We start from the raw sequence: 16,366 nt of genomic DNA on the forward strand, positions 1-16,366 counted from the left end.
AAACTGGAGAGACGGACATGACGACAAGCATGGAGAATGGGAATTCACGGAACGCGGTTTCGCGGGGCTTGCTCCGTGCTGGCGCGACTGTCGCCGGGCTGCTGGCGCTTCTGGGCGTGGCTCAGGCGCAGGATGCCTCCACCAAAGGTACGGTCAACATCGTCGGCTTTTCCGGCGTGTTCGCCGACAACTACCAGAAGTTCATCATCGAACCGTTCAAGGCCAAACATCCTGGCATCGAGGTAACCTATCAGCAGAGCAAGAACTCCGCGGAGACCCTGGCGCTGTTGACCCTGCAGCGCGCCGATCCCAAGATCGACATCGCGCTGATCGACGTTGCTGTCGCCATCAAGGCCAGCAAGGATGGCATTTTCGCCAAGCTCGACCCCGCCAAAGTCAAAGTACTCGACGAGATGCCCGCCTGGGCCCGTCTCGACGGTGATAAGGCCATCGCCTTTTCGCAGGATAACCTGGCAATCCTCTACAATACGGATACCGTCAAGCAGCCGCCGACCAGCTGGAACGACCTGGCCGACCCCAAATACAAGGGCAAGATCGCCGCAAAGCTTGGCGACACCCGCGGTGTCATCCTGCTGCCGATTCTCGACAAGCTGGCGGGTGCCGACTACAAGCAGAGCATCGACCCCGCGCTCGGCCTCCTGAAGAAGATCGCGCCGAACGTCTCGACCTGGGAGCCGGCTCCGGACTGCTATGCGGTGATCCAGAGTGGCGAAGTCGATCTTTCGATTTGCTGGAACGGCCGTGCGCAGTACCTGCACGACACTCAGGGCGGCAAGATCGGCATCGCCGCCCCGAAGGAAGGCTCGATCGGTCAGACCAACACGATCGGCCTCGTCGAAAACTCCAAAAACGCCGCGGCGGCCCAGCTCTTCATCAACTATGCGCTCGGCACCGAAGCGCAGGCGGCGTTCGCCGAGAAGAGCTTCTATGGTCCGGTCAACACCAAGGTGAACCTGCCGGACGCCGTGGCTGCCCGCATCTACGGCTCGAAGGAGGCGCAGGCTGCGCAGATGTCGCTCGACTGGAATTTCGTCGCCGAGAAATACTCGGCCTGGATCCAGCGCATCAACCGCGAAGTCATCGCGCTCAACTGATCCAACTTGAGGAATCTGGCCGCCATGGCTGATCATCACGTCGTCATCGACAATCTCGTGAAGACCTATCCGGGCGCCCAGAAGCCTTCCGTGGATCATGTCAGCTTCTCGCTGCCGCGCGGCGAGATGCTGGCCCTGCTTGGCCCCTCGGGCTGTGGCAAGACAACGATCCTGCGCATGATAGCGGGCCTGATCGCCCCGACATCGGGGGCGATCAGGCTTGAGGGCAGGGATGTGTCGTCGATTGCCGTCTACAAGCGAAACCTGGGCATGGTCTTCCAGGCCTATGCCCTGTTTCCCCATATGACAGTCGCCCAGAATGTCTCGTTTGGCCTTGAAATGCGCAAGGTCAGCCGCGCCGAACGGGAGGAGCGTGTCCGCAAGGCGCTCGATCTCGTGAAGCTCACCGGACTTGGCGACCGCAAGGTCAACCAGCTATCCGGTGGTCAGCAGCAGCGTGCGGCGATTGCCCGCTCGCTGGTGATCGAGCCGGAACTTCTGCTCCTCGACGAACCGCTTTCCAATCTCGATGCCAAGCTTCGGGACGAGATGCGCGATGAGATCCGCGATATCCAGGCGCGCACGGGCGTCACGGCGATCTTCGTTACCCATGATCAGGACGAGGCCCTGTCCATGGCAGACCGCCTGGCCGTCATGTCTGCAGGGCGTCTGGAACAGGTCGGCACGCCGCGCGAGATTTTCGATCGGCCCCAGACCGAGTTCGTCGCGTCCTTCATCGGAGCCGGAACCTTCTTCGAAGGCCGGGTGGCCGAACCCGGCCTTGCCGTGGTCGAAGGGCTGAAGCCGCTGCGCTTCGTCGGCGAAGCGCCGGTTGGATCAATGGTCAAACTGATGATCCGGCCGCACAGGCTGGTTCTCGCCGGCAGTTCCGGCCTGCCGAACAGCTTCACCGGAACCGTGGAGCACATCGTCTATCGCGGCCAGATGCTGACGCTGAACGTTCGCTGCGGGGGCAGGCTGCTACAGGCCGATCTTCCCACCCATGCCGGCGTATTGCCCGAGAAAGGCAGCGAAGTGACGCTCGCCGTCGCCCCGCAAGACGTTACCCTGGTCGGGCAGGTGGCACCATGAGCGCCGCCGCACTTCCGGCCGCCGGGGCATCATCGGCAAATGCGTCGCGCGGTGTATTGCTGATGCTGCTGTTGCCGGGGCTCGTCGCCCTGGTGATCACCTTTCTCCTGCCGCTGATCTGGCTTTTCCGTGCCTCCTTCGCATCCTCGACGATGGGTGCGTTCAGCGGTGGAGACTGGACGGTGCAATCCTATTCGGCGGTGCTGTTCGATCCGTTTTACTGGCGGGTGGCCTGGAACACGCTGGTGCTCGGCTTCAACGTGGCGATCTTTGCGGTGATCCTGTCCTATCCCATCGCGCTGTTCCTCGTGCGCACGGAAAGCCGCTTTCGCGGTGTCCTGACGGCACTTGCCGTCGCACCGCTGCTGACGTCGTCGGTCGTCAGGACCTATGGGTGGATGGTCATCCTCGGAGATCGGGGCGTGATAAACAGCACGCTCCAGTCTCTTTCGCTGACGGGCGGGGTTATCCGGCTCACCAACAACAGCTTCGGTGCCACTGTCGCGCTGATCGAAATCCTGATGCCCTACGCCATCCTTGCGATGCTCAGCGGCTTCGGGCGGCTGAACCCACAACTCGAGGAGGCTGCCGCCATGCTCGGGGCGAACCGCGTGAAGGTCTTCACGCGCATCATCCTGCCGCTCAGCGCCCCCGGCGTGCTCACTGCAGCGCTTCTGGTCTTCGTGCTGGCGATTTCCTCTTTCGTCACGCCGCGGCTGATGGGTGGCGGACGCGTCTTCGTGCTCGGCACCGAAGTCTTCAACGAGGCAACGGTCACGCTCAACTGGCCGCTGGCGGCGGCTCTATCGGTGATGCTGCTGATCCTGTTCAGCAGCATCATCCTGCTTTACCAGCGCGCCCTGCGCGCCTTGGAGACGTGAGGGGCCATGCAGAGCAATCCACTCCTCGGTCGCATCGCCTGGAATACGCTGATCGCGCTGCTTTACCTGTTCCTGTTGGCGCCGATTATCGTTGTCTTCATCATCTCCTTCGATACACGCCAGTATCTCGCCTTCCCGCCGGAGAGCTTCTCCTTCGGCTCCTATGTAAAGGTCTTCCAGAACGTCAAGTTCATCTCGGCCTTCTGGCGGAGCCTTGTCATCGGCGCGATTGTCGGTTTCGTCGCGGTTTCTGCCGGAATGCTGCTGTCGTTGTCGCTGGTGCGTTACCAATTCCGTGGCAAGGCGGCGGTGGGCTTCCTCATCCTCGCACCGTTCCTGGTGCCGCATATCGTCCTTGCCGTCGGCATCATGCTGGTGATCGCGCCACTCGGCCTGCTGGATAGCTATCCGGGCATCGTGCTCGCCCATCTCGGTATCACGATCCCCTATACCGTCAGAACGATCACCATGAGTCTGATGGCGGTGGATACCCGTGTCGAGGAAGCAGCCCTCGTCCATGGCGCATCGCCACGCATGGTGTTCTGGCGTATCACTCTGCCGCTGGTGCGGCCCGGCCTGATAGCGGGCGGCGTGATTGCCTTCCTCATATCCTTCGACGAGGCGACGATCTCGCTTTTCATCGTGTCGGTCAAGGCTTCGACCCTGCCGACGGAAATCTACCACTATCTCGAATATTCCACCGATCCGCAGATCGCCGCACTCTCCGTCATCCTGATCCTGATCTCGGTCGCGGTCGTGATGATGGTCGAAAAGCTGATCGGCCTACGCAAGGCGCTCTGACATGCTCGTTGAGACAACTGCCGGCACCGTCGAGGGTTTTGAAGAAAACGGCTACGCTGTTTTCCTTGGTGTTCCCTATGCGGCACCGATTACTCCCGAGCGGCGTTTCGCCGCGCCGCAGCCCGTGCCGCGCTGGTCCGGTATCCGGTCCGCCAAGGCGCTCAGCGCGGTGTGCCCGCAGATCCCGACCTATGGTCCCGTGGGCAAGGCAGCCGCTTCGACGCTGGAATTCGGCACCGACTTCCTGACGGTCAATATCCGCACGCCGTCCGTCACCGGCTCGGCACCGGTCCTGGTCTGGATTCACGGAGGCGGTTACGCGGTCGGTTCCGCCAACGAGGCAGTGTTGCAAAGCGGCGCATTCGCCGCCAGCGGCCTCGTCGAGGTGACCGTCAACTATCGGCTCGGGGCACTCGGCTTTCTGCATCTGAACGACGGCTCGCCGGACAATCGCGGTCTTCTCGATCAGATCGCGGCACTGGAATGGGTCCGCGACAACATCTCTGCCTTCGGAGGGGATCCGAAACAGGTAACGTTTGCAGGCCGCTCGGCGGGGGGCTTTTCGATCGCGGCTGTCATGGCGATGCCCGCGGCGCACGGATTGTTTGCCCGGGCGATGCCGCAGAGTGGCGCAAGCACCGGCGTCTCGACGATGGACGATGCGCAGAAGCTCAACAGGCGCATGCTGGACTATCTACAGGTGACCGAAGCGGAGCTCTCAAACGTGCCCTTCGAGAAACTGCTTATTGCACAACGCGACATCTGCAACGAGTCCTACGAACAGCATGACTTCGAGCGGGATGGCTCTGCGTCTATGCTGGGCGTGCCTTTCGTTCCGGTCATTGATGGGGTCTCGCTTCCGCTGCATCCGGAAGACGCGGCCGCGTGCGGAAAGACAGCCGCTGTCCCGATGATGATCGGCTGCACGACGGGCGAATACGTCACGCATGCGACAGCGCAGCCGGAAATGAATTTCGAGCTTGCGGCCCAGCTGCTGCATCAGCGCGTCCTGCCTGCGGGGCTGACCGGTGTCGAGGTCGTTCGGCGATATCGCGAGGTTCTTCCGGAGCACACGGCACGCGGCATCTGGAGGGCCATCGGCGGTGACCTGGTGTTCCAGAACCCGACCACCCGGTTCGCGCGCCTCCATGCCGCGCATCAGCCGGTCTATAAATATCTCTACGGTACCATCGAGCCGGACGAGCTTGGCGCACCGCACGGTGCGGAGGTCGGGGAGGTCTGGTATCGTCAAGGAATGGATGTCAGCCATCTGCCGCCCCGTCAGTCCGTCAAGGACAGGACCTTTGCGACAGCGGTTCACGAGGTCTGGGTTTCGTTCATTCGCGATGCGGCGCCCGAGACGCCTGCAGGCAGGTGGCCTCCCTATTCCGGCGCGAAGCCACAGATCCTGCATATGGAGAAGGGCATGTTCCATCTCCCGATCGATCCCTTCGACGGCAGAACGGCGCTTTGGGAAAGGCCGCTTGCCTAGTCGGGCTTCCTTAGACCCAGCCTGCACCCTGGAGATTGCCGATCTTGTTCAATCCGCCTCTAGCTTCCGTCAAGCAAATCGACCTATGGGTATTGTCGGGCGATCCGAGCCCCTTCACGGAGCCATCTGGTCGGCTTCCGACGAATGCTACGCTGTATGTTCTTGCCGAATGCAGGATTTTGGATGCCCCCTGACTATCTGGATACGAAACAGCTCGAGGCATTCGTTGCCGTGATCTCGATCGGCAGCATGACGGGAGCTGCCAAGGCGCTCGGCAAGTCGCAGCCGGTGGTTACCCGGCTGATCCAGGATCTGGAGCAGGAACTCGGATTTCCAATCCTGCATCGGAACGGCCCACGGATAGCGCCGACGGAGCAGGGGGTCGCCTTCTTTGCGCAGGCGGAGCTGTTCTTAAGCGGACTACGCACGATCAGTGAACGTGCACGGGCGATCGCAACTGCACGGGCGACGCCTATCGAGGTGGCCTCGATCCCGGCCATCGCCGCGAGCATCGTCCCGCTCGCCCTGAGCGACTTACCCGCGGACCAGTTTCCGGATCACGTCCACCTTCAGAGCACGTCGGCTGAAAATGTCGTGCAGGCGGTCGTGGCGCGAACCGCCGATATCGGCATCGCAAGCCTTCCGCTGGATAACCCGGGAGTGGATGTGCATTGGGTGGGCGAAGTGCCTTGCGTTGCGGTTGTCGCCGCAAACGATCCCTTGGCGGGTCTCGATCTGCTTCGCGCGGAAAACCTGAAGGGCCGCCGCCTGATTGCTTCCGCAAATCCGTATCGGCTGAGGATGAGGATCGACAAGGCGCTGGCGGAGCAGTCGATTGAAACGGGTGGCATTATCGATAGCAATGCCACCTATGTCTCGCTCGCGCTGGCCCGATCGGGACTTGGCGTGGCGATCGTCGAGTCCGTGACCCTCACGGGCCTCCCGATCAAGGACGTCGTCATCCTGCCGCTCGCCTTCCACATTCCGTTCTACTGGGGCGTCATCACCGCGACCGGCGTACCGCTGCCTGCGACTGTCGAGCGGCTGATCTCCTCCATCGAGCGCAGGGCAATGGACTTGCCGCATTTTCGCAAGCTCGACGGGATACCGCCGGTTTAACTTTCGCCTAAGGAATAGGCCACACAGGGACACCTGCAACTGGAGTCCTATCCAGGTGAGCGCATATCTGGAAGCAACCATGCCTACCGCCATGTCTCCATGAGCTCTGGAAGTGCAAGCTGTGCGACAGCGCGCAGCCTAGTGGCCTGTTCGACATCGACGAAGCGATAGGGCCATCGCAGCCGCGTGCCCACCGGCCCCCAATCGCCGATCGCCGCGAGCAGTTTGTCGAGTGCCGCGTTGGAATATCCCTGATCGCGACGAAACGGAACGATGTGATAGTCCATGAAGGCACAGATGCGGCTTTCGATCTCGAGCGCTGTGCCGATATCGGTGCGCATGAGGTCCGTCCAGGCTTGCGCTCCCCGGGGGCTGAGGCAGGCGACGTTTGAAAACGCGCCCGCGGCGACCCCGTGTTTTGTGCCGGTTGCCAGATGATGGCCGGGAACGAACAGCGAAAATTCCGCGAGATTCGCACGCGCATCGGCATACCACCGGGCGTCCCCGTCGGCGAGCTTGATGCCGACGACCGAAGGGCAGGGGCCGCAGACATCGGCGAGCTCGGCGGGCGTGAGGACCCGCTTGGCATGCGGTGGATTGTAGAGGATGAGCGGGATACCGTCCGCGACATCCGATGCGCGGTGCAGGAAGTCCATGGCTTCCGGGTTGGTCAGGGGCCACCAGTCGGGAAGGATGACCTGGATGGCCATCGGCTTCAGAGGTACCGCACGGCGCAGGCGATCCAGCATGATATGCGGATCGGGCTGGCAGGCGCCGATGACAAAGGGCATATGGGCCGCTCGGCAACGGCTTGCCAGCGTCTCCTGGATACGGTCGTATTCCGCTTCCGTCTGGTTGTGGAATTCGCCGGCCGTACCATTCGAATAGATGCCGTCGACGTTAGCCGCGATCAGGATGTCGACCTCTTCGCCGAGCTTGGCAAAATCGATGCTGTCGTCTGCCGCGATCGGCAGCAGCAGGCTCGCCCAATTGCCGGCGATCGGGTGTCGGCGCGTCTGCATCGTCATCTTACCTCCCTCAGTCCAGGTCATCGCGGATGCAGGCCTTGAAACGACCAGGCGTCATTTCCCGCAGTTCCGGCACGGTCTCGGTACAGGCTGGCAGCGCGTTCGGACAGCGGGTGCGGAAAACGCAGCCGCTCGGCGGATTGGCCGGGCTCGGGATGTCGCCTTTCAAGATCTGGCGGTTACGGGGCGCGTCCGGATCGGGCGATGGGATCGCCGAGAGCAGCGCCCGCGTATAAGGATGCTGCGGTCGGGCGTAGAGTTCGGCGCTCGGTGCGATTTCCATGATCCGGCCGAGATAAAGCACGATCACCCGGTCGCAGATATATTCGACCACCGCGAGATCATGACTGATGAACAGCATGGTCAGGCCGAGACGCTGCTGCAGGTCACGCAGGAGATTGATGACCTGAGCCTGGATCGATACGTCGAGCGCCGAAACCGGTTCATCGGCAACGATGAATTCCGGTGCCAGCGTCAGAGCGCGGGCGATACCGATCCGCTGGCGTTGACCGCCGGAAAATTCATGGGCGTAACGATTGACCGCATCGCCGGGGAGATCGACCTGTTCGAGCGCCTTGCGCGCCCGTTCAAGTCGTTCCTTCGACGTGCCGAGGCCCTGGATCTTCAGTCCTTCTGTCAGGATTTCCCCGATCGTCATGCGCGGTGAAAGGCTCGCGAACGGGTCCTGGAAGATATACTGCATGCGCGGCCGGGCGCGGCGCATCTCGGATGCCGAGAGGGTAGTCAGTTCGGTGCCGTCGAAACGGACGCTGCCCGCCGAAGGCTCGACGAGTCGCAGGACCGAGCGGCCGATCGTCGTCTTGCCGCTGCCGGATTCTCCGACCAGTCCGACAACCTCGCCCTTGCCGATATCGAAGGAGATTCCCTGCAGGATCGTCAGTTTCGTGCCGCGGGACTTATAGTGTTTCGCAAGGTCGCGGACGGAGAGGAGGGGATCGCTCATCTAAATCTCCCGCCAACGGATGCAGCGGCTCTGGTGGCGCGGATTGACATCGGCAAGCGGCGGCACCGCCACGCGACAGTCCTCGATCGCAAACTTGCAGCGGGGCGAAAAGGCGCAGCCGGCTGGCATATCCATCAGGCTCGGCACGACGCCCGGAATCGCGGCAAGCTTCTCGCCGGCCTGCTTCATGCGGCTTGCATCGCCGAGCTTCGGCATCGAAGCGAGTAGGCCCATCGTATAAGGGTGTTTCGGGTTGCGGAAAACCTCGTCCACCGGCCCGGTCTCGACGATCCGGCCGGCATACATGACCGCGACCCGATGGGCGATTTCCGCGACCACGCCGAGATTATGGGTCACGAAAAGCATGGCCATGCCGCGCTCCCGCTGCAGCTTCTGCAGGAGATCGAGGATTTGCGCCTGGATGGTCACGTCGAGCGCCGTCGTCGGTTCGTCGGCAATCAGCAGCGTCGGATCGCAGGCAAGTGCCATGGCGATCGTCGCGCGCTGGCGCATGCCGCCGGAGAGTTCGTGCGGATATTGCCCGGCTCGGCGTTTCGCATCCGGAATTCCGACGCTTTCCAGAAGGGTAATGGCCGCGTTCATCGCGGCTTTCCGGTCCGCCCCGCGATGAACGCGGATCGGCTCCGAAATCTGGTCGCCGATCGTGTAGACAGGGTTCAGGCTCGACATTGGCTCCTGAAAGACCATGCCGATATCGTCACCGCGAATGGAGCGCATCTCCTGTTCGCTCAATGAAACGAGATCGCTGACACTGCCGTTCTTGCGCTTCAGCTGGATACTGCCCGCGGCGATCACGCCGATCTTCCGGGTCAGCAGCCGCATGACCGAAAGGCTGGTCACCGACTTGCCCGAACCGGATTCACCGACAAGCGCCAGCGTCTCGCCGGCCGCGACTGTCAGATCGATGCCATTGACCGCCGTCATTTCGCCGGCGCGGATGCGGAAGACAGTCCTCAGCCCCTTGACGTCGAGTATGGTGTCGGCGGTCTGTCGCATGGCATCCATCAGGAAAGAAGGCCGGTCGCGCGCAGGATCGCGTCGATCTTCGCGGTTTCGGCTTCGTTGAGGGCGGCACGTGGACGGGGCATGAGCGCGGTATCGATGATCCCGAGGCTCTTCATCGCGGCTTTGAAGGCACCGATGCCGGAGGCTCCGCCGCTGACACGCCCGGCGCCCACCCAGACGATTTCGAAAAGCCTGCAGAGACGCTCCTGTTCCTTGCGGGCGGCGGCCCAATCGCCGCGCTGGGCGGCATCCCAAAGCCGGACATAGCCATGCGGATCGACATTGGCGATGCCGGGCACAACGCCATGGGCACCCATCAGCAGCGCGGTGTCGACGACTATCTCGGAACCCGTCATCAGGAAGACGTCCTTGTTGTCGGCGAGATCGAGCATCACGTAGCGGAAATTGCCATCGTCACCACTGGAATCCTTGACGCCGATGATCGTGCCTTCCCTTGCAAGGGTGACGGTTGTCTGACGCTGCAGTTTGACATGAACGCATACGGGGATGTCGTAGGCGATCAGCGGCACATCGACGGCGTCGCGGATATAGCGGAAGTGATCGATGATCTCGGATTGACTGGTGACGGTGTAATAGGGTGCCGTAACAACAACCGCGTCAGCGCCGGCGGCCTTGGCAATCCTGGCGTGGTTGATGACAAGATCGGTGGTGGCATCGATAACGCCGACGATCAACGGCACCCGGCCGTTGATGACCCTGGCGGAATGCTCGATGATTTCCCGCCGGGTCTTAGCGTCGTGGAAAACGACTTCGCTGGTCGAGCCCAGCACGAAGAGACCGTTGCATCCGGCTTCGATGAGGTTTTCCAGAACCCGTGTATAGGACGGATAATCGACAGTGAAATCCGCATTCAGCGGGGTAATGACGGGAGGAACGACACCCTTGAACTTGCTCATTTTCGCTTTCTTTCGATCGTCAGTTTAGTTCGGCGCGAGGGTCGAATGCATCGCGAAGACCATCGCCAATGAAGTTGATTGCAAGGACGGCGAGCACCAGCGCACCGCCCGGAAACAGCCATTGCCAGGGATATTGCTCCAGCACTGCCGTGGAGCGGGCGGCGTTCAGCATGTTGCCCCAGCTCGCCGCGGGCGGTGCAATGCCGAGCCCGAGGAAGGAGAGGCCTGCCTCCAGAAGGATGGCATTGGCGATCTGCAGCGTCGCGAAGACGACAAGGATGTCGATCGAGTTCGGCAGACCGTGGCGGAAGAGGAGGTGCGGGAGACCGGCACCCATGCCTCTTGCTGCCAACACGAAGTCGCGCTCACGAAGTTCGAGGAGCCGAGACCGTACCATCCGCGCCAAGAGGGGCCAGGAGAGGAGCGAGATCACCAGGACCGTCGGCCGGATGCCGGTGCCGGCGATCGAGGCGAGCACCAGCAGGAATATGACCGGCGGCAGCGTCATGACCAGATCGACGAAGCGCATGGTGACGGCATCCGCCCAGCGACCGGCAAGCGCCGAGACTGCCCCGACCAGAAAGCCGATGATCGCGGAAATGATCGTTGAGGTTATCGCCACCAGGAGTGAGATCCGCCCGCCATCCATGACGCGGGCGAAGATGTCGCGACCGACGCCGTCGGTGCCGAACCAGTGTTTTGTGGTCGGCCCGGCATTCATCGCCAGCAGGTCGATGTCATTGGGCTTGAAGCTCCACCACAACGGATAGGAGAGGATCAGCAGGATCATCGGCACGATCATGCACATGCCAAGGACGGCTGCCCGGTTGAGCAGGAACCGGTGAAGGGACCGTGCGGTCGGACCCGGGCTGCGGGAGGGGGTGCGGGCCAGCATCGTTCAATCCACTTTGATGCGCGGATCGACCACCGCGTAGGCGAGATCCGTGAGGAGGTTGACGATGATGACGCAGGCGCCGATCACCAGTGTCGATCCCATGATGACCGGGTAGTCGCGGTTCTCCACTGCATTGACCATCAGGAGGCCCATGCCCGGCCAGTTGAAGACGCTCTCGATGAAGATCGCGCCACCGATGGCAAGACCGATGGTCGAGCCGATCAACGTAATGACGGGAAGCAGCGCATTGCGCAGAGCATGTTTGGTGATGACCCAGAACTCGTAGACACCCTTGGCGCGGGCGGTGCGCACATAATCCTGATTGAGGACCTCGAGCATTGAGGCGCGCATGTAGCGCATGATCAGCGCCGTCTGGGCGATTGCCAGCAGCATGGCGGGGAGGATGAGATGGTGAAGGAGGTCGCCGATCGAGAACTCTCCTCCGGGCGTCAGCATGCCACCGGACGGCAGCCAGTTGAAGTAGACGGAAAAGAGGTAGAGACCGACGAGGGCGCTCAAGAACGGCGGGCTGGAAATGCCGGTCACGGCAAGCACCGAGAACGAGAAGTCCGCCACCGAATTGCGACGCACGGCGCTGATCATGCCGGTCGCAATGCCGGCAATGATCGAGATCACGATCGCGGTTCCCATCAACAGCACGGTCGGGCCGACGCGCGACAGGACGAGGCCGAGCACCGGCCGGTCGGGCCGCTGGATCGAATAGCCGAGATTGCCCGTCACTGCCTGCTGCAGCCAGGCGAGATATTGCACCGGCAGAGGCTGATCGAGACCGAGCGTCATGCGCAGTTCCGCAAGGTCGGAAGGCGACATAGGCACGTTCGGATCGATATAGGCGTCGATGGGATCGCCGGGTGTGAGGCGCAGCAGTACGAAGATCAGCACGCTCAGAGCAAGCAGCATGCCTACTCCGATCAGCAAGCGCCGGAGACTGTATCTCAGCATGAATTCGTTCCCGTGAGGGGGTATGGCGAGGATGGCCGGGTTCGCGCCCGCGCCATCCTCGGCTTTCACATAGGCTCAAGCCTTATTCGGCAATCGCCCACTTTTCCGGATATGCCTGGTACGGCCCGCCGCCGGGGGCGGGCGTCCAAACAAAATCCTTGAGCTTGGAGGAGGCGATGCCGTAACGATTTGCCACCCATAGCGGCCCCCAGGGGAGCTGGCTGTTCATCACCTTGCAGACGTCCTGGTAGCGGGCGCCGCGTTTGGCGGCGTCCGTCTCGCCGAGCGCGGCATCGAGGGCGGCGGTCAGCTCCGGCATGCGAACGCGCGCAACGTTCGGGCCGGCCGGCGGGATCTGCTTTTCGTTGAGGCCGACATTGATACTGCCCGGGTCCGGACCGTTCTGCAGGCCGGCATAGACCATCTGGAACTGCGCGGTGTCCGGCGTCGGGTTGAGCACGATGCTGTTATAGGTCGGGGTATCGACGGCACGTGGCGTTACGTTGATCCCGACCTGGGCGAGCATCGCCTGGACGGCCGCCATGACGTTGGCCGCGAGCGGCGTGGTGTAATAGGTCAGAAGCGTGATCGGCTTGTTGCCGTTGATCTGATCCCAGCCGGCTTCCTTCAGCAGCTGCTTGGCCTTTTCCGGATTGTAGGCGTAGGTCTCGATGCCCTTCGGCACGACCTGGTCGGCGACATAGGCGCAGTTAGCCGGTTTTGCCGCACCGCCATAGAGGCTCTGGATAATCGCATCGCGATTGATCGCATACATGACGGCCTGGCGGACCTTGATATCTTTCCAGATCGGGGAGTCATGGTTGAACCCCAGATAATTGACGACGAAGGAATCGCCTTCGATGATGCGGAAATCCTTGTTGTTCCTGAACGCCGTCAGATCGTTCGAATCGACGTAGGTAAACTGGATCTCGCCGGCGCGCAGAGCGGCGATCGCCGCCGCCGGGTTGGCGAAATAACGGTTGATGATCCTTTCCAATGCCGGCTTGCCGCCGCGGTAGTCGGTATTGGCGGCAAGTTCGACATACTGGTCGGTGACGTATTTCGTGAATTTGAACGGACCGGTGCCGATCGGCGAAGTGGACCACCAGCTGTTCTTGGCGAGCTGGTCCGGGGCGATCTGCGACAGAGCGTGCTCGGGCAACATCATCACCTTGGTTATCGTGTCCATCAGGCTTGCGGACGGAGTCGACAGCTTGACGACGAGGGTCTTGTCGTCCTTGGCCTCGACCGAGGAAACCGCGCCCAGGCGAGCCGCCAGAACCGAGCCGGTCTTGGCATTCTTGGCAAGCTCCATCGTGAACTTGGCGTCCTTGGCGGTAAACGGCTTGCCGTCGTGCCATTTCGCGTCAGTCAGCTTGAACGTGTAGGTGAGCTGATCGGCGCTGACATCGTAGGACGAGGCAAGCACGCCGACCACCTTCTGCAGCTTTTCGTCATAGGTCACCAGCGGCTCGAAATAGACGCTGAGCCAGGTGAAGCCGCCTGTCGCGGCAAGTGGATTGAAATTGCCCTGGAAGCCGCCGGGGCCGACGTCGAAACCGCCGGACAACGTGGCGGCCTGAGCCGGGGCGATGAAGGCCGGAATGGCCGTGGTCGCCATCATCGCAGCGAACGCGATGGCGGACGATAGTATGGACAGTCTGTTCATTATGCTCCTCCCACATGTGAACTTGTTTTGTTGGCGGCAATCACCCGGGAAATGCCCTCGTAATGGCGATCCAGGCGCATCTGTACTTCCGCAAGATCCTTGACCTCGATGGCATCGACGATCGCCGCGTGATCCCTCCAGGTCGCGACGGGGTCCACGTTCTCGAGGTTCACGAAATCGGATGCCTTGTAGAAGGCCAGCCAGAATACATCGATGAGCCGGGCAAGGGTCTCGTTGTTCTGGCAGCGGAAGAGCAGGGTATGAAAGAGCTGGTCTTCGTCGGCGAAGGATTCTCCACGCTCCGCGTGGATGCGCATCCGATCCACCGTGGCGCGAAGTTCCGCGATATCTTCGTCACTGATCATCTCGAGCGTCTTGCCGATCAGCCCCACTTCCAGCGTGCGACGGATCTCGATCACTTCCTCGATCTGGCGAAGCGCACCACCGAGACCGTAAGCGAGATTGTCGAGCAACGGCTCGAACGAGAAGGCCTTGACGAAAATCCCGACCCCGCGCCGCGATTCCAGCACGCCCAGCGATTCCAGCGCCTTGATGCCTTCCCGCAGGGAATTTCGGCTGACGCCGAGCTGGTTTGCGAGCTCGGATTCGGCCGGAAGCAGGGTGCCCGGCTTCAATCCGTTGTCGCTGATATAGCCGCGAATACTCTCCTGCACGGAAACGTGGAGGAGAGGCGCGCGGGTCAGGGGCTTGATCGATTTCAGCTGCATGCCGGTCTCGTTTCGGGTGTGCACTCGGGATGAATGAGACATATCCACTTGTAGGATATCTGTCAATTGGATATCTATTGAGCATGATCGAGGTAGAAGATGAGCAGCCAAATGATGGTGCAAGGTTTGGTCGTGTCCTGTCAGCCCGTTCCGGGCGGACCGCAGGACAATGCGGATTTCGTGATTGGTTTCGCCAGGGCGGCGCTTGCCGCCGGCGCCACGGCGCTGAGGATCGAATCCGTTGCCTATGTCGCGGCCGTGCGCGCGGTCACTGGCGTCCCGATCATAGGGCTTGTCAAACGTGACCTGACGGACAGTGCGGTGCGGATCACGCCCTTCATCGCCGATGCCGAAGCGCTGGCCGATGCCGGAGCCGATATCATCGCGTTCGACGCGACCGATCGCAAGCGCCCGGCTTCGGTCGAGGCGCTGGTCAAGGCCGTTAAGGGCAGGGGCAGGCTTGCCATGGCAGACTGCTCATGCCTGGAAGATGCGCGCCGGGCTCTTGCAGCCGGTGTGGACTTCGTCGGCACGACCCTGTCCGGCTATGTCGGCGGGCCTGAGCCGGAGGAACCGGATCTGGCACTTATTGCCGCCATCCGCCGCCTGACGCCACATGTCATTGCCGAAGGGCGCATCCGCTCTCCGGAACAGGCAGCTGCCGCAGTTCGGGCAGGGGCATCGGCGGTCGTTGTCGGTTCGGCGATCACCAGGACCGAGCATGTCACGTCCTGGTTCAATACGGCGGTCTCGCGGGCTTTGGCGACAAGGGCGGAAGGCCCCGTATTGGCGATCGATATCGGCGGCACCAAAACGATGGCCGCTCTGGTCTCCGGCTCGGACGTACTTGAGGAAATCAAGATCGCGACTGTACGAGAGGCCGGGCCGGAGGAATGGCTCTCCACCATTGCACGCGAAACGGCGGCGTGGGCCGGCCGCTATAAACGGATTGGAATCGCCGCGACAGGGTTGATCCGAGATGGTCGTTGGTCAGCTCTCAATTCGGAGACACTCGCCATACCGGATAGTTTTCCGCTGGTGCAGAGGGCCGAAGATCTGTTCGGCGTCCCAGTCCAGGCGGTCAACGATGCACAGGCGGCAGCCTGGGGAGAATACCGGTTCGGAGCGGGCCAGGACGCTGACATGGTATTTCTGACGATCTCGACAGGGATCGGTGGCGGCATCGTTGTCAATGGACGCCTGTTGACGGGAATGGCCGGGCACTTCGGCCTCATCCGCAGCCCCTCCCAGGGTATGCATCCGTTGGAAGATCAAACATCCGGCCGATGGATGGCCGCGCAAGCGGCGAAAGCCGGTCACGCGGTCGAGGCGACGGAAGTTTTTGCCCGATGGCGAGCAGGCGACACGTGGGCGAGGGATATCATTTCATGCTCCGCGCGGCGGGCGGCAATGCTCTGCGGCGATATCAAAATGATCCTCGATCCGAAGACAATCGTCATCGGCGGAGGTATTGGTTTGGCCGAGGGTTATCTCGACGAGGTTCTTAAGCATTTGCCCCACCATTTCGACCTCAAGATAGTACCGGCGATGCTCGGCCCCCAAGCAGGGGCGATCGGCGCCGCTGACATTGCAGGAGCGGCTATGGCGCACGACACCCACTCGAAGATCCGTGCAGCTTCGGCTTGACGGCGGTAGCGGAAAAAGGCCGCTGGCGA

At 62.0% G+C, this 16,366-nt stretch carries 15 protein-coding genes; 7 read left to right on the top strand and 8 right to left on the bottom strand.

Translation table 11 applies throughout. The features are described 5' to 3' along the window. Positions 1–17 precede the first annotated feature (17 nt). The 6 genes from PMI07_RS09610 to PMI07_RS09635 all read left to right on the top strand — a co-directional run bounded on the left by PMI07_RS09610 (position 18) and on the right by PMI07_RS09635 (position 6,500). Positions 18–1,115, top strand: coding sequence for an ABC transporter substrate-binding protein (locus PMI07_RS09610; RefSeq protein WP_007761933.1), 1,098 nt, complete (start codon positions 18–20; stop codon positions 1,113–1,115). A 24-nt stretch (positions 1,116–1,139) separates the two neighbouring features. Further along, a complete protein-coding gene (locus PMI07_RS09615; RefSeq protein ID WP_007761935.1) occupies positions 1,140–2,207 on the top strand; it encodes an ABC transporter ATP-binding protein in 1,068 nt (355 codons plus the stop codon). Next, positions 2,204–3,088, top strand: coding sequence for an ABC transporter permease (locus PMI07_RS09620; RefSeq protein ID WP_007761936.1), 885 nt, complete (start codon positions 2,204–2,206; stop codon positions 3,086–3,088). Before PMI07_RS09615 ends, PMI07_RS09620 begins: the two co-directional genes overlap by 4 nt. Before the next feature lie 6 nt (positions 3,089–3,094). Beyond that, on the top strand, positions 3,095–3,889 hold the full coding sequence (locus tag PMI07_RS09625; RefSeq protein WP_007761939.1) for an ABC transporter permease: 795 nt from the start codon (positions 3,095–3,097) through the stop codon (positions 3,887–3,889). Between the two features lies 1 nt (position 3,890). Beyond that, positions 3,891–5,381, top strand: coding sequence for a carboxylesterase family protein (locus PMI07_RS09630; protein WP_007761941.1), 1,491 nt, complete (start codon positions 3,891–3,893; stop codon positions 5,379–5,381). Between the two features lie 183 nt (positions 5,382–5,564). Continuing rightward, a complete protein-coding gene (locus PMI07_RS09635) occupies positions 5,565–6,500 on the top strand; it encodes a LysR family transcriptional regulator (RefSeq protein WP_007761943.1) in 936 nt (311 codons plus the stop codon). 83 nt (positions 6,501–6,583) lie between these two features. Here the strand turns inward: PMI07_RS09635 and PMI07_RS09640 are convergent, their stop codons facing one another. The 8 genes from PMI07_RS09640 to PMI07_RS09675 all read right to left on the bottom strand — a co-directional run bounded on the left by PMI07_RS09640 (position 6,584) and on the right by PMI07_RS09675 (position 14,690). Further along, positions 6,584–7,528: a dihydrodipicolinate synthase family protein gene (locus tag PMI07_RS09640; protein ID WP_037086124.1), complete on the bottom strand. Its 945-nt coding sequence runs from the start codon at positions 7,526–7,528 to the stop codon at positions 6,584–6,586. Between the two features lie 10 nt (positions 7,529–7,538). Next, positions 7,539–8,492 (bottom strand): oligopeptide/dipeptide ABC transporter ATP-binding protein, encoded by a 954-nt coding sequence (locus tag PMI07_RS09645; protein ID WP_007761954.1) that lies wholly within the window; start codon positions 8,490–8,492, stop codon positions 7,539–7,541. Then, entirely contained in the window at positions 8,493–9,509 is a 1,017-nt protein-coding gene (locus PMI07_RS09650; protein WP_037086508.1) for an ABC transporter ATP-binding protein, read from the bottom strand. A gap of 8 nt (positions 9,510–9,517) precedes the next feature. Next, the gene (locus PMI07_RS09655) at positions 9,518–10,435 is read right to left on the bottom strand and encodes a dihydrodipicolinate synthase family protein (RefSeq protein WP_007761964.1); all 918 of its coding nucleotides are present in this window, start codon (positions 10,433–10,435) and stop codon (positions 9,518–9,520) included. A 19-nt stretch (positions 10,436–10,454) separates the two neighbouring features. Beyond that, positions 10,455–11,330: an ABC transporter permease gene (locus PMI07_RS09660; RefSeq protein ID WP_007761973.1), complete on the bottom strand. Its 876-nt coding sequence runs from the start codon at positions 11,328–11,330 to the stop codon at positions 10,455–10,457. A 3-nt stretch (positions 11,331–11,333) separates the two neighbouring features. Further along, positions 11,334–12,293 carry an ABC transporter permease gene (locus PMI07_RS09665; RefSeq protein WP_037086510.1) on the bottom strand — a complete coding sequence of 320 codons (960 nt, stop codon included), beginning with the start codon at positions 12,291–12,293 and terminating at the stop codon, positions 11,334–11,336. Between the two features lie 82 nt (positions 12,294–12,375). Next, positions 12,376–13,962, bottom strand: coding sequence for an ABC transporter substrate-binding protein (locus PMI07_RS09670; RefSeq protein ID WP_007761979.1), 1,587 nt, complete (start codon positions 13,960–13,962; stop codon positions 12,376–12,378). Continuing rightward, positions 13,962–14,690, bottom strand: a complete 729-nt coding sequence (locus PMI07_RS09675) for a FadR/GntR family transcriptional regulator (RefSeq protein WP_007761989.1) — start codon at positions 14,688–14,690, stop codon at positions 13,962–13,964. Before PMI07_RS09675 ends, PMI07_RS09670 begins: the two co-directional genes overlap by 1 nt. 99 nt (positions 14,691–14,789) lie before the next feature. Between PMI07_RS09675 and PMI07_RS09680 the strand changes: the two genes are divergently transcribed. After that, on the top strand, positions 14,790–16,337 hold the full coding sequence (locus PMI07_RS09680; protein WP_007761992.1) for a putative N-acetylmannosamine-6-phosphate 2-epimerase: 1,548 nt from the start codon (positions 14,790–14,792) through the stop codon (positions 16,335–16,337). Positions 16,338–16,366: the final 29 nt, after the last annotated feature.

It is taken from the genome of Rhizobium sp. CF080, from assembly GCF_000282095.2.
In the GTDB taxonomy this organism is placed as follows: Bacteria; Pseudomonadota; Alphaproteobacteria; order Rhizobiales; family Rhizobiaceae; genus Neorhizobium.

What these genes read in the sequence shown, in the direction of transcription:
- PMI07_RS09665 (WP_037086510.1), bottom strand. Translation starts at nt 12,293, where the DNA reads ATGCTGAGATACAGTCTCCGGCGCTTGCTGATCGGAGTAGGCATGCTG.
- PMI07_RS09620 (WP_007761936.1), top strand. Translation starts at nt 2,204, where the DNA reads ATGAGCGCCGCCGCACTTCCGGCCGCCGGGGCATCATCGGCAAATGCG.
- PMI07_RS09655 (WP_007761964.1), bottom strand. Translation starts at nt 10,435, where the DNA reads ATGAGCAAGTTCAAGGGTGTCGTTCCTCCCGTCATTACCCCGCTGAAT.
- PMI07_RS09615 (WP_007761935.1), top strand. Translation starts at nt 1,140, where the DNA reads ATGGCTGATCATCACGTCGTCATCGACAATCTCGTGAAGACCTATCCG.
- PMI07_RS09630 (WP_007761941.1), top strand. Translation starts at nt 3,891, where the DNA reads ATGCTCGTTGAGACAACTGCCGGCACCGTCGAGGGTTTTGAAGAAAAC.
- PMI07_RS09675 (WP_007761989.1), bottom strand. Translation starts at nt 14,690, where the DNA reads ATGCAGCTGAAATCGATCAAGCCCCTGACCCGCGCGCCTCTCCTCCAC.
- PMI07_RS09640 (WP_037086124.1), bottom strand. Translation starts at nt 7,528, where the DNA reads ATGACGATGCAGACGCGCCGACACCCGATCGCCGGCAATTGGGCGAGC.
- PMI07_RS09610 (WP_007761933.1), top strand. Translation starts at nt 18, where the DNA reads ATGACGACAAGCATGGAGAATGGGAATTCACGGAACGCGGTTTCGCGG.
- PMI07_RS09635 (WP_007761943.1), top strand. Translation starts at nt 5,565, where the DNA reads ATGCCCCCTGACTATCTGGATACGAAACAGCTCGAGGCATTCGTTGCC.
- PMI07_RS09645 (WP_007761954.1), bottom strand. Translation starts at nt 8,492, where the DNA reads ATGAGCGATCCCCTCCTCTCCGTCCGCGACCTTGCGAAACACTATAAG.
- PMI07_RS09650 (WP_037086508.1), bottom strand. Translation starts at nt 9,509, where the DNA reads ATGCGACAGACCGCCGACACCATACTCGACGTCAAGGGGCTGAGGACT.
- PMI07_RS09670 (WP_007761979.1), bottom strand. Translation starts at nt 13,962, where the DNA reads ATGAACAGACTGTCCATACTATCGTCCGCCATCGCGTTCGCTGCGATG.
- PMI07_RS09625 (WP_007761939.1), top strand. Translation starts at nt 3,095, where the DNA reads ATGCAGAGCAATCCACTCCTCGGTCGCATCGCCTGGAATACGCTGATC.
- PMI07_RS09660 (WP_007761973.1), bottom strand. Translation starts at nt 11,330, where the DNA reads ATGCTGGCCCGCACCCCCTCCCGCAGCCCGGGTCCGACCGCACGGTCC.
- PMI07_RS09680 (WP_007761992.1), top strand. Translation starts at nt 14,790, where the DNA reads ATGAGCAGCCAAATGATGGTGCAAGGTTTGGTCGTGTCCTGTCAGCCC.